Source organism: Moorena sp. SIO3I6, assembly GCF_010672095.1.
Genome location: NZ_JAAHHU010000751.1, coordinates 1 through 2,291, shown reverse-complemented (window position 1 = coordinate 2,291; position 2,291 = coordinate 1). Strand labels below are relative to the sequence as shown.

Below are 2,291 nucleotides of genomic sequence, written 5' to 3'. Positions count from 1 at the left end.
GGGAATCAGGATCGATGCTGATGGCATTACTAATAGTACTTGAGCCCTCAGAATTTACTTCCGATACAGATTGAATTCCAGAAACACTAGACTTCATCGTTTTATATGAGCCAGGTAAAGTCCATAACTGAAAACTATGAAACATAATCGTATTTTTTTTTGCTACTAATGGAACAAGTGAAAAACATTTTTGTTTAGAAAAAAAATCCCTAAACTTATTTAATTTTTCGAGATAAAATAACCTGAAACTCAGGGAACAATAATCTAGAACAACAGTATCATAAAAGGGATGCACAACTTAAAGCCCTTGTTACTATTGCTAGTTTGCCTATTGCCTTTTCCATTAAAAGAATAAGCAATATTGATTATGAGCTGGAAAGCGGCTATATATTTGTTAATTTACCCAATGAAACCATAAATGGCAAAGGCGTCGCTTCTAGAATTACCCGAGAAAAAAGGATCCCTAGATGTAGCATGAGCTCTTACATTACCTTGAGAAAAGAACGGGTCTACATCGGTAAAGCCTGTTACTGAAGTATTGGTATGCTGACCAAACGCATGGGCATCACCATTAATGGTAGCGAAGCCAGGACCAGCGAAGGCTTCAGCAGAAGTAAAAGCAAAACCACCTAAAATAGGGTGGTCTGTTGCCTCCAGCTCGAAATATTCTAATTCAGAAATGTTCATGAATGATTCTCCTGCTTAAATCAGATAATCGTTAGTTTTCCCCGGGAGCATTTAATTGTAATTGATAACACATAAAAGCGACTAAAATATAGATTGCAAGCATTATTTTAAGTGAGTATGGCTTAAAATAATTCCGCTACCAATCAACAACAAGTTAATGCTACCATTGTGATTAATGCTACGGATAGATGTTACTAATTTTTGCATCTTTCCGTAGCATTTAATAATCAAAAATTACTACTCTAGGCTATTTCAGCCATCACTCTTTTTAGTGGAAAAAGAAGAAGGGTGAAGAAGTAGCAGATACTGCATGTAGGGTAGATTGAGAAGCACCAGGAGCAGTTCTGGTAGCGCCCTGGACGTTGGTGAAGGTACCTGGACCAAAGGCTTCTGCAAGACCATCAACTCTTGCTGTGTTACCGAAAACGTTGGCACCTACGTTAACGAAGCCATTAACTCCAAAAAATTTGGAACCGGAGGCACCTACAACGTTGGGTTGTTCAGCAGCATTCTCTAGATGATTTAGATCAGAAATAATCATTGGTTAATTTTCTCCTTTGTAGTTTACTGTGTTAGACCTATTGGTCATTTTGTACTCCAATTAAACTGGCATAGTTCAAATAACTTTATCGCCGATTTTTAAATATATCTAGTTATTTATGGTTTTAGATAACTAGATAGCGATTGACTATTTGTTAGCCAGTAAAATGAAGTGATTCGATTCAAGGTAAACCTGAGTGTAATCGTCCTGATAGATAATTAAATTTAATTAATGTAGTCTATTGGGATATGAATACACCCTGATTTATCAATCACTTAATCAGGAACTTTTCGTGACTAAGTACTAACGGCTTATTGTGGAGAAGCCAATATTTAAAGACTTGAGCATTGATAGCTTTAAGTTTCAACTACTACTCTAAGCAGTTTTCTTAATAATGCTTATCAGAAGAACTAATGAGAAGAAGTAGCAGACGTTGCATTGAGACTAGAGTGGGAACCATTATCAGTAGCTCTCGTATAGGCATTGATGTTGCTAAAAGTCTTGTACCCATACGCCTCTGCGTTGACGTTAACCGTAGCTACCTTTCCTATAATGTTGGTATAGACGTTAATAGATCCGCTATATCCAAAATCGTTGTAGTAAGGTGGGGAGTAGTGAGAGCCACCCACAACCTTGGGGTCTTCAGCAATAGTTTCTAAATGATTTAGATCAGAAATAATCATTATTTAATTTTAGAATTTATTTTGTGTTAATAAATCTGTTTAGGTTACACTCCAATTAAACTAGCAATTTTCAAAATGTTTGTCTCGCCAATTTGGCAATTAACCTCTTGAGTCCTTGTTTGAGATGACTATTGGCTATTGACTATCCTGAAGCTATAAAACTGAAGCAATCAAACCTAAACCTGAGTGTAATCATGTTCATATAGAACTGAAGGTAATATATTCTATTAAGATATGAATACACCCAGGTTTAAAAGTTAATTAATCAGGAAAATATCCTGACTAATGACTACTGGATAGCAGAGAATCCAATACCTTGAGACTTAGTAGCAGTTACGCCACCTTGCTCAAGAGTCAAGAAGAAGCTTTCTTGCTTACTA

At 36.1% G+C, this 2,291-nt stretch carries 3 protein-coding genes; all 3 read right to left on the bottom strand.

The window, feature by feature from the left end; genetic code table 11:
• Positions 1-399: 399 nt before the first annotated feature.
• The 3 genes from F6K49_RS42250 to F6K49_RS42240 all read right to left on the bottom strand — a co-directional run bounded on the left by F6K49_RS42250 (position 400) and on the right by F6K49_RS42240 (position 1,911).
• Positions 400-687: a hypothetical protein gene (locus F6K49_RS42250; protein ID WP_075895637.1), complete on the bottom strand. Its 288-nt coding sequence runs from the start codon at positions 685-687 to the stop codon at positions 400-402.
• A gap of 268 nt (positions 688-955) precedes the next feature.
• Positions 956-1,228, bottom strand: coding sequence for a hypothetical protein (locus tag F6K49_RS42245; protein WP_075895639.1), 273 nt, complete (start codon positions 1,226-1,228; stop codon positions 956-958).
• A gap of 410 nt (positions 1,229-1,638) precedes the next feature.
• The gene (locus tag F6K49_RS42240) at positions 1,639-1,911 is read right to left on the bottom strand and encodes a hypothetical protein (RefSeq protein ID WP_293057041.1); all 273 of its coding nucleotides are present in this window, start codon (positions 1,909-1,911) and stop codon (positions 1,639-1,641) included.
• Between the last annotated feature and the right edge of the window lie 380 nt (positions 1,912-2,291).